The organism is Rhodococcus sp. A14 (assembly GCF_011603105.1).
GTDB lineage: Bacteria > Actinomycetota > Actinomycetes > Mycobacteriales > Mycobacteriaceae > Rhodococcus_F > Rhodococcus_F opacus.
This window is the reverse complement of the sequence record NZ_JAAOQS010000173.1, coordinates 1-11,544: the sequence shown is the minus strand read 5'-3', so window position 1 is coordinate 11,544 and position 11,544 is coordinate 1. Positions and strand designations below refer to the sequence as shown.

At 68.1% G+C, this 11,544-nt stretch carries 11 protein-coding genes; 7 read left to right on the top strand and 4 right to left on the bottom strand.

Annotated elements, in window-relative coordinates:
* The 3 genes from G9373_RS43125 to G9373_RS43115 all read right to left on the bottom strand — a co-directional run.
* Positions 1–1,166: lytic murein transglycosylase (locus G9373_RS43125; protein ID WP_206033796.1), on the bottom strand; the 1,166-nt coding region annotated here is incomplete at its 3' end.
* 74 nt (positions 1,167–1,240) lie between these two features.
* Positions 1,241–1,762 (bottom strand): DUF1003 domain-containing protein, encoded by a 522-nt coding sequence (locus tag G9373_RS43120; protein ID WP_005264640.1) that lies wholly within the window; start codon positions 1,760–1,762, stop codon positions 1,241–1,243.
* Entirely contained in the window at positions 1,759–3,030 is a 1,272-nt protein-coding gene (locus tag G9373_RS43115) for a CBS domain-containing protein (protein WP_005264648.1), read from the bottom strand. Before G9373_RS43115 ends, G9373_RS43120 begins: the two co-directional genes overlap by 4 nt.
* 71 nt (positions 3,031–3,101) lie before the next feature.
* On the opposite strand from G9373_RS43115, the gene G9373_RS43110 reads away from it, so the two are divergent.
* The 6 genes from G9373_RS43110 (at position 3,102) to ugpC (ending at position 9,195) form a co-directional block, all read left to right on the top strand.
* On the top strand, positions 3,102–4,064 hold the full coding sequence (locus G9373_RS43110; RefSeq protein ID WP_005573471.1) for a CoA ester lyase: 963 nt from the start codon (positions 3,102–3,104) through the stop codon (positions 4,062–4,064).
* Between the two features lie 67 nt (positions 4,065–4,131).
* On the top strand, positions 4,132–4,623 hold the full coding sequence (locus G9373_RS43105) for a general stress protein (protein WP_005239275.1): 492 nt from the start codon (positions 4,132–4,134) through the stop codon (positions 4,621–4,623).
* Positions 4,624–4,903: 280 nt separating this feature from the next.
* Positions 4,904–6,238, top strand: a complete 1,335-nt coding sequence (locus G9373_RS43100) for an ABC transporter substrate-binding protein (RefSeq protein ID WP_167120973.1) — start codon at positions 4,904–4,906, stop codon at positions 6,236–6,238.
* An 89-nt stretch (positions 6,239–6,327) separates the two neighbouring features.
* Complete coding sequence (locus tag G9373_RS43095) at positions 6,328–7,182, top strand: sugar ABC transporter permease (protein WP_206033800.1); 855 nt, start codon at positions 6,328–6,330, stop codon at positions 7,180–7,182.
* Positions 7,183–7,184: 2 nt separating this feature from the next.
* On the top strand, positions 7,185–8,021 hold the full coding sequence (locus tag G9373_RS43090; protein WP_005239292.1) for a carbohydrate ABC transporter permease: 837 nt from the start codon (positions 7,185–7,187) through the stop codon (positions 8,019–8,021).
* A gap of 37 nt (positions 8,022–8,058) precedes the next feature.
* Positions 8,059–9,195, top strand: coding sequence for a sn-glycerol-3-phosphate ABC transporter ATP-binding protein UgpC (gene ugpC / locus G9373_RS43085; protein ID WP_206033798.1), 1,137 nt, complete (start codon positions 8,059–8,061; stop codon positions 9,193–9,195).
* Here the strand turns inward: ugpC and G9373_RS43080 are convergent.
* Positions 9,165–10,700: an MFS transporter gene (locus tag G9373_RS43080; protein ID WP_005573475.1), complete on the bottom strand. Its 1,536-nt coding sequence runs from the start codon at positions 10,698–10,700 to the stop codon at positions 9,165–9,167. The two genes, ugpC and G9373_RS43080, sit on opposite strands and share 31 nt — an antisense overlap.
* Positions 10,701–10,790: 90 nt before the next feature.
* Between G9373_RS43080 and G9373_RS43075 the strand changes: the two genes are divergently transcribed.
* Positions 10,791–11,544, top strand: a 754-nt coding sequence (locus G9373_RS43075) for a winged helix DNA-binding domain-containing protein (RefSeq protein ID WP_206033794.1), incomplete at its 3' end; no start/stop codon positions are given.

The following is an 11,544-nucleotide window of genomic DNA, read 5'->3' as shown; positions in this document are numbered from 1 at the left end:
ACCGGGCCGGGCGTGACGGATGCCGGGGCGCCGGGGTCGGCGGGCGGGCAGAAGATCAGGCAGGGCAGTTGCGGCAGCGGCGGGAGTCCAGGAATCGGCGGGGCCGGAGCGGGCGCCGCGGGAGTGGCCGCGCCGTCCGTGGACGGCTGCGGGGTGGTCGCGAGATCGCGTGGAAGGTCCGATTCGGCCGCGGCGGCGTCGGCGAGACGCCCGGGCGACGGCGAGGCCGACTCCGACAGCTGGCTCGGCGTCGGAGTTCCACCGTTCCTGTAGGCGTTCGACCAGGTGATGACGTTGGCGGCGTACGCGGCAGAGTTGTTGTACCGCAGGACCGCGCGAGTTTCCTGGAGCGGATCGCGGAGGTCGAGACCACCCGAGCAGAGGTAGCGGGCGGCCGCCAGCGTCGCGTCGAACACGTTGTTCGGATCGGCCACGCCGTCCGCGTTGCCGTCGGACGCGTACTTGGCCCACGTGGACGGAATGAACTGCATCGGTCCGACGGCGCGATCGTGCCCGGGGTCGCCGTCCGTGGCGCCGCGGTCGGTGTCTCGGATGACCTCGTTGCCGGCCAGCCGGCCGTCGAGAACGGGGCCCAGGATCGGGGTGAGCGTGGTGCCGACCGAGTCGGTCCGGCCGCCGCCGGCATGCCCTGATTCGATGCGGCCGATACCGGCCAGCAGATGCCACGGCAGACCGCACTTCGGGGCCTGCGCCATCATCTCGAGTTCCGCGGACCGGTACGCGTTGAGCACGATCTCCGGGATGCCCAGAGCGCTCAGGATCACCGGTGCGGCGATGAGCCCGGTGCCGGACGGCGACATCGGAGATGTGGGATTTGTCACCGCGGGCAGCGGCGCGGGCGCGGGCGGCGGGGGAGCTGCCCTCTGGGACCGCGCGATCCGGGGTGTCGGCGCCAGGATTCCCGACGGCGGGAAGTACGCGGCCTGGGGTGTGGTTCCCGGCGTGATCGAAGCTGCTCCGAGCGTCGTCGCCCCGCCGGTGGAATAGACGGCACTCGTGCCGACGGATGCGCCGCTGACAGCAGAACCGCCGGTCGAGGACCCGAGGGTGGCAACTGCGCCCACTGTCAGGGCAGTCACCGTCAACAGTCCACGTATCCGCACTCGATCACCCCCTGCGGTGCTCTTCCTTTTCGCACACCGCATACATCCGAGAAGATGTGGCTGACGTTACATATACGTGATCGACCCTGCCGGAGTTTGCGGGGATTCGCCGAGCCTCATTTGCGCCGGGTACGCGTGTCTTCCTCGTCGCCCAGCAGCGACTTGATCTCGTCGAGTTCGCGCCGCAGGTAGTCGCGGGTGGCGACCTCACCGATCGCGATGCGCAGAGCCGCCAGTTCCCGTGCGAGGAACTCGGTGTCCGCCTTCGTCTGCTCGGCGCGCGAGCGGTCCTCCTCGAGGGAGACGCGGTCGCGGTTCTCCTGGCGGTTCTGCGCCAAGAGGATCAGCGGCGCCGCGTAGGCGGCCTGAGTGGAGAACGCCAGGTTGAGCAGGATGAACGGGTACGGGTCCCACTGCAATCGGACGGCGAAGACGTTGATGATGATCCAGACGATCACGACCACCGTCTGAATCATCAGGTAGCGGCCCGTGCCGAGGAACCGGGCGAAGTTCTCGCTGGCCCGGCCGACGGCCTCCACGTCGTACGTGACCCGGAAGCGGCGGGTACCCCGCGGGGTGTCGAGGCGCTGTCGGTCGGACAGGCTCCGGGCGGCTGCGCTGGCTGATTTCTCGCTCATCCGTCGATCTCCTCTTCGCGCCAGTCCTCGGGGAGGAGGTGGTCCAGGACATCGTCGACGGTGACCGCACCGATCAGGTGGTCCTCGTCGTCGACCACCGGCCCGCACACCAGGTTGTAGGTGGCGAAGTAGCGGGTCACCGACGTCAGGGAATCCTCGGGTGCCAGCCGTGGCATATCGGTGTCGAGCAGTCCGCCGACCAGGCTCGCGGGCGGCTCGCGCAGCAGTTTCTGCAGGTGCACGCAGCCGAGGTAGCGGCCGGTCGGGGTCGCGGTCGGTGGGCGGACGACGAACACCATGCTCGCGAGGGCGGGGGTGACGTCCGAGATCCGGGCGCGGGCCAGGGCCTCGGCGACCGTCGTCGACGCGGTGAGGACCACCGGCTCCGGAGTCATCAGACCACCCGCGGTGTCGGGGGAGTGCTCGAGCAGCCGGCGGACCGGCTCGGAGTCCTGCGGGTCCATCAGCTGCAGCAGCGATTCGGCCTCGGTCTCGGGAAGCTCACCGAGGAGGTCGGCGGCGTCATCGGGGTCCATGGCCTCGAGGACATCCGCGGCGCGCTCGACCTCGAGGTGCATGAGCAGGTCCGTCTGGTCGTCGGAGGGCAGTTCCTGGACGACGTCGGCGAGGCGTTCGTCGTCGAGTGCGAGAGCGAGTTCGTGGCGGCGTTTCTCCGGGAGGAGCCGCATCGCGTTCGCGACGTCGGCCGCGCGCATGCCCTCGAACTGCGTGAGCAGCGCCGAGACGCCCTGGCCGGGCATCGCCAGGTCGGTCTGCGTGAGGCCCTGGACGTGCTGCCATTCGACGACGTGCATGGCGGCGCGGCGACCGAGTCGGCCACGGTGCCCGCGCACCGCGACCTTCGACACCACCCAGTCCCGGGTGCGGGTCTGCTCGATGCCCAGATCGACGACGATGATGTCGGCGTCCCGCAGCTCCTCGAGTTCCGGGTCGTCCACGCGCACGTGGGAATCCGCCACCTGGGCGAGGGCGAGCACCTCGCCGGGCCGCTGCTGGAATCGGCGAAGACTGACGTTGCCGGTGGTGAGTGTCACCGAGCTCGGTTCGATGGCGGTGACGCGGAGCATCGGGACGAAGATGCGTTTGCGCGTGAACAATTCGATGACCAGTCCGAGGACGCGCGGCTGCTGCCGGCCGACGCGCGCGGTGATCACCACGTCCCGGACGCGGCCGATCGACTCCCCATCGGGGCCGAGCACCACCAGGCCGGCCAGCCTGGCTGCAAAAACCTTGTTCGCAGCTGCCATGATTGCCAGGCTAGATCCTTGTACAGAAATACAGGGAATCGAACACCTGCGAAAGTGGAGGATCGTCCGTCATGAGTTCCGTCTACAGGCCACGGCGATCGGTGCTCGCCGTTCCGGGCAGCAGCCGCAAGATGATCGACAAGGCGAAGGGACTGCCCGCGGACGAGATCTTCCTCGACCTCGAGGACGCGGTGGCACCGCTCGCGAAGCAGGAAGCGCGCGGCACTATCGCCGAGGCGCTCGCCGAGGACGGGTGGGGCGACCAGATCAAGGTGGTGCGGGTCAACGACTGGACCACCGAGTGGACGTACGCCGACGTCGTCGAGGTCGTGGGACGTGCGGGTGCCCACCTCGACGCGATCCTGCTGCCGAAAGTGCCGGACGCCAGCCATGTTCAGGCCCTCGACCTGCTGCTGACCCAGATAGAGAAGGCCAACGGGCTCGAGGTCGGCCGGATCGGAATCGAGCCGCAGATCGAGAATGCGATCGGGCTCACCAACATCGACGCCATCGCGACGGCCAGCCCCCGCGTGCAGACCCTGGTGTTCGGTCCCGCCGACTTCATGGCGAGCATCAACATGCGCACGCTGGTCGTCGGGGAGCAGCCGGACGGCTACGACCGCGGCGACGCCTACCACCACATCCTGATGACCATCCTGATGGCCGCCCGCGCGCACGGGGTGCAGGCCATCGACGGTCCCTACCTGCAGATCCGCGACGTGGAGGCGTTCCGTCGGTCGGCGCAGCGCACGGCCGCGCTCGGCTTCGACGGCAAGTGGGTGCTGCATCCCACCCAGATCGAGGCAGCGAACGACGTGTTCAGCCCCCGTCAGGACGATTACGACCGGGCCGAACTGATCCTGGACGCCTACGAGTTCCACACCTCCGCGGCCGGCGGCGGTCGCGGTGCCGTGATGCTCGGCGACGAGATGATCGACGAGGCGAGTCGCAAGATGGCGCTCGTGATCTCGGCCAAGGGGCGCGCCGCGGGTATGAAACGGACCACCGAGTTCGTGCGACCCGACGAGAAATAGCCTCAGCAGGCAGAATGGTTGTCACAGGACCGATCCTGAGAGAACCACACGAGGAGACCAGCTGACGATGACGAATCCACTCGGACAGTCCAATGGGGCGCGGCGTGGGGCTCTGCCGGAACCCCCCACGGGCTGGCCCATCGGTTCGTATCCCACCTACGCGGAGGCGCAGCGCGCCGTCGACTACCTCTCCGATCAGGAATTCTCGGTGGAGGACGTCACCATCGTGGGTGTCAACCTCATGCAGGTCGAGCGGGTGCTGGGCCGCCTCACCTGGGCGAAAGTGATTGGCGGGGGCATCGTTTCGGGCGCCTGGCTCGGCGTGTTCTTCGGTTTGCTGCTGGGCATCGTCACGGGCGGTTTCCTGGCGCCGCTCGTGGTCGGCATCGTCGGCGGGATCATCTTCGGGCTGATCTCCACGACGATCCCGTACGCGGCGACGCGGGGAACCCGGGACTTCGCGTCGACGATGCAACTGGTCGCCGGCCGGTACGACGTGCTGTGCGAGCCGAAGTCGGCGGAGAAGGCCAGGGACATGCTGGCCAAGCTGGCGCTCTGATCGGCGCTCTCGCCTCGGCCTGCGGGTTGCGGCCGGGTCACGGATTGCGTCCTATTCGCGACGTTCGCGGCGATTTCACCCAGTTCGCCGACGATGTCGGATAGGTTTACGGCGCAATGCGTGGGCCCAGGCCCGCGCCGAAACCGTGACCTGTCGGTGGAGTGCGCGTTCCGGCAGGAACAAATGTGCGGGCCCGCGTGCCCAGCCGTACCGCGACTGGATCCGTGAGGGGCCGCTCGAGGAGGCGGCTGTGCTGCATCGCACCAAGCCCGGACGCTCGCTGAAGTGGGGACTGATCGGTGCGGCCGCCGTCCTCACCGTTCCCCTGCTGGCTGCGTGCGGGTCGTCCGAAGAGGGCATCGTCCTCAGCTTCTACACGGCTGCCGACGGCGCCGAACAATATGCGGAGGCCGCGGCCAACTGCACGGCCGCGGCAGGCGGCCGGTACACCGTGGAGCAGCGCACGCTGCCGAAGGGCGCGGACGATCAGCGGCTCCAGCTGGCTCGCCGGCTCACCGGAAACGACACGTCGCTCGACATCATGACACTCGACGTGGTGTGGACCGCCGAGTTCGCCGAGGCCGGCTGGGCGGTGCCGCTCCCACCCGGCATCGCGGCGGAGGTCAGCGAGGGCACGCTCGAAGGCCCCCTCGAATCCGCGAAGTGGCAGGACCAGCTGTACGCCGCGCCGTTGAACACCAACACCCAGTTGCTGTGGTACCGCAAGGACCTCATGCCGGACGGGCAGCCGCCGCAGACGTGGGATCAGATGATCGACATTGCGGAGGGCCTCGCGGCGGAGGGCCGGCCCAGTTGGATCGGGGTGCAGGGCAAGCAGTACGAGGGTCTGATGGTGTGGTTCAACACCCTGCTCGCGAGCGCGGGCGGGTCCGTCGTCGCCGAGGACGGGACCACCGTGACGGTCGCGGACGGCGACGCCGCGCTGAAGGCGCTCGAGGTCATGAAGCGGGTGGCCACCGCGGAGGGTGCCGACCCGTCGGTTTCCCAGGGCGACGAGGCGTCGTCCCGGCTGGGGATGGAGAGCGGAAAGGCTGCGTTCGAGGTCAATTGGCCGTTCGTGCTGCCGGGCATGATCGAGAACGCCGAGAAGGGGGACCTGCCGTTCATCGACGAGAAGGGCAACCCGACGTCTGTGGACACGGGCAACACGGTGCTCACCGTCGACGGTCAGCAGAACTTCCTCCCGGCGCCGTACCCGTCGGTGATCCCCGGGCGACCGGCCGAGGTGACGATCGGCGGGTTCAACATCGCGGTCGCGAAGACCAGCCAGCACCGGGACCTGGCGTTCGAGGCGGTGTCGTGCCTGCGGAACGAGGAGAACCAGCGCAACAACGCCGTCGACGGTGGTGTGCCGCCGACGTTGGCGAGCCTGTACGACGACCCGGCGTTCCAGGAGGCGTACCCCGCGTGGCGTGAGGTGCGGGAGAGCCTCGAGACGGCATCCGTCCGCCCGGTGTCACCGGCGTACCAGAGCATTTCGACCCTGATCACCGACACGCTGAATCCGGTCGGTGACATCGACCCGCCGCGCACCGTCGACGAACTCGCCGAACAGGTACGCAAGGCTGTCAACTCGGAAGGGCTGATCCCGTGACGACCGAAACCGTGCAGGCGGACCGGGCCGAGGAGCCGAAAGTCGCGTCGAAGAAGCAGATCTCGGAAGGGAAGAAGGCCGAACGCCGACTGGGTTTGTGGTTGGTGGCTCCCGCCGCGATCCTCATGGTCGCGGTCACGGCCTACCCCGTCGTCTACGCGGTGTGGCTGAGCCTGCAGCGTTACGACCTCCGGTTTCCCGACGACCGCAAATTCGTGGGCCTCGCGAACTACGTGTCGGTGCTGTCGGACGCGTACTGGTGGCAGGCCTTCGCGGTGACGGTGGGCATCACGGTCGTGTCGGTGGTCATCGAGTTCGTCCTGGGCCTGATCCTGGCGCTCGTGATGCACCGGACACTGGTCGGGAAGGGCATCGTGCGGACGGTGGTGCTGATCCCGTACGGCATCGTCACCGTGGCCGCCGCATACAGCTGGTACTACGCGTGGACCCCGGGCACCGGGTATCTCGCCAACCTGCTGCCCGACGGCAGCGCCCCGCTGACGCAGCAGATTCCGTCGCTGGCGATCATCGTGCTCGCCGAGGTGTGGAAGACGACGCCGTTCATGGCGCTGCTGCTGCTCGCCGGACTGGCCCTCGTTCCCGACGACCTCCTCAAGGCCGCGCAGGTCGACGGCGCCGGGGCGTGGACGCGGCTGGTGCGGATCATCCTGCCGCTGATGAAACCCGCGATCCTCGTGGCGCTGTTGTTTCGCACCCTCGACGCGTTCCGGATCTTCGACAACATCTACGTCCTCACCAAGGGCGCCAACGACACCGGATCGTTGTCGATCCTCGGCTACGACAACCTGTTCAAGGCGTTCAACCTCGGTATCGGCTCGGCGATCAGCGTCCTGATCTTCCTCTGCGTCGCACTGCTCGCGTTCGTGTTCATCAAGCTGTTCGGCGCCTCGGCTCCCGGGTCCGACACGGAAGGAAACCGATAGCCATGGCCGTCGTCGACACACCTCGCCGCAAGATCAGCTGGTCCGTGGTCAACCTGCTCGTCCTGCTCTACGCACTGGTCCCGGTGCTGTGGATCGCCAGCCTGTCGTTCAAACCCGCGGGAACGATCAAGGACGGTAAGTTCATTCCGCAGAAGTGGACACTCGACAATTATCGCGGGATCTTCCAGACCAACGCGTTCACCAGTGCGCTGATCAACTCCATCGGCATCGGCCTCATCTCCACCGTGATCGCCGTCGTCATCGGCACCATGGCCGCCTACGCCATTGCCCGGCTGGACTTCCCGGGCAAGAAGCTGCTGGTCGGTGTGGCCCTGCTGATCGCGATGTTCCCCCAGATCTCCCTGGTGAGCCCGCTGTTCGACATCGAGCGCAGACTGGGGCTGTTCGACACCTGGGCGGGTCTGATCCTCCCGTACATCACGTTCGCCCTCCCGCTGGCCATCTACACGTTGTCGGCCTTCTTCAAGGAGATTCCCTGGGAGCTCGAGAAGGCGGCCAAGATGGACGGCGCCACTCCGGCGCAGGCGTTCCGGAAGGTCGTGGCACCGCTGGCGGCACCGGGCATCGTCACCGCCGCGATCCTGGTCTTCATCTTCTGCTGGAACGACCTGTTGTTCGCGATCTCGCTGACCTCGACGGAACGGTCCATCACCGCGCCGGCCGCGATCGCGAACTTCACCGGCGCCTCCCAGTTCGAGGAGCCGACGGGCTCGATCGCCGCGGCCGCAATGGTGATCACGATCCCGATCATCATCTTCGTGCTGTTCTTCCAACGACGCATCGTGGCCGGTCTGACCTCCGGCGCAGTGAAGGGATAATTCTGTGGCCGAAATCGTGCTCGACAAGGTGACGAAGCTGTACCCGGACGGCGCCAAGGCGGTGAGCGACGTCGACATCACGATCGCCGACGGCGAATTCATCATTCTGGTCGGACCGTCCGGTTGCGGAAAGTCGACCACTCTCAACATGATCGCCGGGCTGGAGGACATCTCGTCCGGTGAACTGCGCATCGCGGGGGAGCGGGTCAACGAGAAGGCGCCGAAGGACCGCGACATCGCGATGGTGTTCCAGTCGTACGCGCTGTACCCGCACATGACGGTGCGGCAGAACATCGCGTTCCCGCTCACCCTGGCGAAGATGTCGAAGTCGGACATCGCGGCGAAGGTGGACGACGCCGCCAAGATCCTCGACCTCACCCAGCACCTCGATCGCAAACCGGCCAATCTGTCGGGCGGACAGCGGCAGCGGGTCGCGATGGGCCGGGCGATCGTCCGCAGCCCCAAGGCGTTCCTGATGGACGAGCCGCTGTCGAACCTCGACGCCAAACTCCGCGTCCAGATGCGCACCGAGATCGCCCGGCTGCAACAGCGACTCGGCACCACCACGGTGTACGTCACGCACGACCAGACCGAGGCGATGACCCTCGGCGATCGGGTGGTGGTGCTGCGGGGCGGCGTGGTCCAGCAGATCGGGGCGCCGCAGGATCTGTACGACCACCCGAACAACCTGTTCGTCGCCGGGTTCATCGGCTCGCCGTCGATGAACTTCTTCCCGGGGCAGCTCACTGCCGACGGGGTGTCGACGCCGCTCGGCGAGTTCACACTGCCTCCGGAGACACGCGACACGATCGGGTCGTCGAACACGGCGAAGGACGTCGTCGTCGGGATCCGGCCCGAGCACTTCGAGGACGTGGGGCTCGTGGACGAGGGGCAGAGGGCGGCCGGTGCCACGTTCACGGCCAACGTCGAGGTGCTCGAGTCGATGGGTTCGGACAAGTACGCCTATTTCACGGCCGAGGGACCGCAGGTGACCTCCCGGGAACTCGAGGAGCTCGCCGCCGACTCGGGGACCGCGGTCGCAGGCGGCGGGCAGCTGGTCGCCCGGTTGTCGACCGAATCGTCCGCGGCGCACGGCAGGCCGGTGGAATTGTGGTTCGACCGGGCGAAGATCGCCCTGTTCGATCAGGACTCGGGAGCCAACCTCACGCTCTGACCGGAGCGCTCACCCGAACCTCTGGTGTTCGCTCCGCCGAGGCCACCGACCGTGCCCCATTCGGCCGCGAGGGCGGTCGCGTGGACCTCGTCCTCCTCCTCGTCGGACGGGGTGCGGGTGGTGCGCGTGATCCCGAAGAACGGCAGCAGCCCGGCGAGGGCGGCCGCGGTCGCGCCGACGACGAACGCGATCACGTACGCCGATTCGGTCGGGACGTCCGTTCCGTCGATGGTGATGCCGGCGAGCAGGGTCGCGAGCAGCGCACTGGCGAATGAACTGCCCACGGACCGGGCGATGGAGTTGATGCTGTTCGCGACGCCGGTCTCGTCCTGCCGGACCTCGGCCACGAGCAGCGACGGCAGCGACGCGTAGGCGAGGCTGATGTACGTGTTGACCAGCAGGATGGCCGCGATGACTTCCCACGTGCGGTCGTGGGCGAAGACGAACACGACGAAACCGCTGACGCCGACGACGCTCGCGGCGATGAGGACGGCACGGGAACCGAAGCGGTGGATCAGTTTCCCGCTGAGGATCGAGGCGAGGACGCCGCTGATCGCGCCCGGCAGCAGGTACACGGTGCTGGCCTCGAGGACGGTGGCCCCGAAGCCGTATCCGGCCACCGCGCGCGGGGTCTGGACGAAGTACGAGCTGCCCAGGAACATCACGAACATCGACATGCCGACCACGAGCGCGGACAGGTGGGTGACGAGGACGGGTGGGTTGGTCAGCAGCCGGGGCGCGACGAGTGGGTCCGTGATCCTGCGTTCGTAGAGGAACCAGCCGATCAGGACCAGGATTCCGGCGATTCCGCTGACGATGGTGACGGGCGACGTCCAGCCCCAGGTTCCGCCCTCGGCGAGCGGCAGCAGGACGAGGACCAGGCCGGCGGCGAGACCGGCCGCGCCGATCCAGTCGATGGAACCCGTGCCGACGCGCGGGCGGCGGGGGATGGCGATCCAGGCGAGGACGAGTCCGGCGGCGGTGATGGCCGACGACAGCCAGAAGATGCGGTGGAAGTCGGCGCCGTCGGAGACCAGCACACCGGTGAGGACGATGCCGAAGCATCCGCCGAATCCGAGGGTGCCGGAGAAGATCCCCATCGCCCCGGTCAGCTTCTCGGCGGGAAGTTCGTCACGCAGGACCGCGATGCCGATGGGGAACAGCGCGAACGACACGCCCTGGAGCACGCGGGCGAAGATCAGCACTCCCACGGACGTCGACAGCGCACCGATCAGGGAGCCGAGCAGGACGACCACGAGCACACCGAGCAGGACGGGTCGTTTGCCGCGGAGATCGGCGAGGCGGCCGAGGACGGGTGTCGCGGTGGCGGCCGCGAGGAGGTTCGCGGTGAGGAGCCAGCCGACGGCGGTGGGGCCGACGTCGAGTTGCGCACCGATGGTCCCGACGATCGGCACCACCAACGTCTGCAGAACGGCGACAATCATCACGACGAAGCACATGACGGGCAGGAGAGCCCTGGCTGCGGTGGTCGATCCGGCGGCCATGGGGTCCTCCTGGAGGGGTCGGTGAACGGGCGTAATCAAATACGGTACTGGGGCTAACTAACGAAGGGGTTCACGGTGGGGTCCGACCGCATGTCGAATCGAGCGCTGGGCAGGGCGACACTGGCCCGGCAATCGCTGCTGAGCCGTTCGGACGCGTCCGCCCTCGACATGATCGAGCACCTCTGCGGACTGCAGGCCCAGGCTCCGGCCCCGCCGTACTTCGCACTGTGGGCGCGGTTGACACGATTCCGCGCCGAGTCGCTGTCGGACCTCATCGAGAAACGCGCGGTGGTGCGGATCGTCGCGATGCGCGGGACGGTGTTCGCCCTGTCGTCCTCGGACGCGCTCTCGTTCCGTCCGCTGACGCAACCGCTGCTCGACCGCGACCTCCACACCAACACGCAGTACCGGTCGAGTCTCGACGGGATCGACCTCGGCGCCCTCGCCGCCGCGGGACGCGAACTGGTGCGTGACGAACCCCGCACGCAATCGCAGATGCGGCCCCTGCTCGAGGAGCGGTTCCCCGGCCGCGACGGCGCCGCGCTCGCCCACGGGGTGCGGGGACTGGTCCCGATGGTCCAGGTTCCGCCGCGCGGGCTGTGGGGCAGGTCGGGGCAGCCGGCGCTGTCGACGCTGGAGTCGTGGGTGGGTCGTCCACTGTCCGCCGCGCCGTCCATCGACACGATGCTGTTGCGCTACCTCGCCGCGTTCGGCCCCGCGAGCGCGCGGGACGCCCAGGCCTGGTCGGGACTGACCCGGCTCGGTGAGGTCCTGGACCGGCTGCGGCCGGAACTCCGGGTGTTCGCGGGGGAATCGGGTCCGGAACTCTTCGACCTTCCCGACG